This is a genomic window from Hyphomicrobium sulfonivorans (assembly GCF_013306565.1).
Taxonomy (GTDB): domain Bacteria; phylum Pseudomonadota; class Alphaproteobacteria; order Rhizobiales; family Hyphomicrobiaceae; genus Hyphomicrobium_A; species Hyphomicrobium_A sulfonivorans.
This window is the reverse complement of record NZ_PZPO01000013.1, coordinates 1-1,247: the sequence shown is the minus strand read 5'-3', so window position 1 is coordinate 1,247 and position 1,247 is coordinate 1. Positions and strand designations below refer to the sequence as shown.

General features: G+C 74.9%; 1 protein-coding gene. It reads left to right on the top strand.

Going from position 1 to position 1,247, the window contains the following annotated elements; all coding sequences use genetic code 11:
* Positions 1–257: 257 nt before the first annotated feature.
* Positions 258–1,043: a hypothetical protein gene (locus C6Y62_RS16140; RefSeq protein ID WP_173954802.1), complete on the top strand. Its 786-nt coding sequence runs from the start codon at positions 258–260 to the stop codon at positions 1,041–1,043.
* Positions 1,044–1,247 lie beyond the last annotated feature (204 nt).

The window sequence follows — 1,247 nt, the reverse complement described above, 5'->3', positions numbered from 1 at the left end:
CCGCTGGAGGGCGGCGCTGCGGCCGGTGACGAGCGAAGGGCCCGGGTGCGAACACCCGGGCCCTTCCGACAGCCGATGTCGCGACCGCTGTGGGGTCCGACGCTTCCCTCTCGCCAAGAAGCGCCACACCCGCGGTCGCCTGCAACCTCGGCTGTGCTGCTCAATGGTGCTCCCTTCGCGCCATGAGGTGCGACACTTGGGTGCCACTGGCAGCAATCGGCCACCCGTCCCGTCCGCAGGGGAATGGAGGGGTTCGCGTGAGCGACCCATCGACGTACGACGGTGGGGCTCTCCTCGTCCTCGAGGAGCAGCTCCGGCGCGAGATGACGCGTGTCGAGGAGCGGCGGCGCGAGCTCGAGGCGTCGCGTGACCTCCTCGCCCGGATCACCTCCCAGGCCCTCGGCGCCCACGAGCCGCTGAGCGAGCCGATCGACGACGCCCTCGCACCCTCGGTCGTCAGCCGGCTGCTCGCCGAGACGACCGGGCTGCTGCGCAACTACGTCCTGTCCATCGCTGAGGGCCCGGCCCTCGACGAGTCGACGATGCGGGCCAACGAGGAGCGCATCCGCCGCGGCGAGGAGCAGCGCGCCGTGTACCCGGCGTCGGCGCTGTCGACCCCGCAGGGCCAGCGCTGGATGACGAGCTGGGCCGAGGTGGGCGAGGACCAGCGGATCCTGCCCACGACCGACACCGAGTTCGCGGTCTTCGGTTCTGCCGCCGTCGTCGCCCTCGCGGCGATCGCCGCGTCCTCGCTCGCCGACCTCGTCGCCGGGATGCCCAGGGTCCGGCCGTGGATGTTGCCCCTCGCGATGTTCCTCGGCGGTGGCGCGGCCCTGCTCGCGGCCACCCTGCTCGGCGGCCCCGACTCGGGCCCCGCGGCGCTGACCGGCTTCCTCGCCGCCGCCGTCGCCCACGCTGTGCGCCGCGTCCTCAGCGTGCTGCCCGCCGTCGGGTCGTTCCGGGCGCAGCTCGCGTCGGCCGCCGCGAGCCTGCTCGTGCCCGGGGTCGTCGTGTACGTGCTCTCGCTCGCCCTCGTGGGCTGACCGCTGTCGGGCCGGCCACCGGCGCCTCGCTGACGCCCTGGCCCGCGGCCGTCAGTAGACGAGCGCGCGGGCGCCGGGCGCCACGACCTCCTCGACGAACGCCGCCGCGCCGCGGATGACCGCGCCGGGCAGGAGGGCGTCCTGCGTGAGGTCGCGCCGGGCGGCGCACTGTCCGCACACCGTGACGCGCGCTCCCCCGAGGAG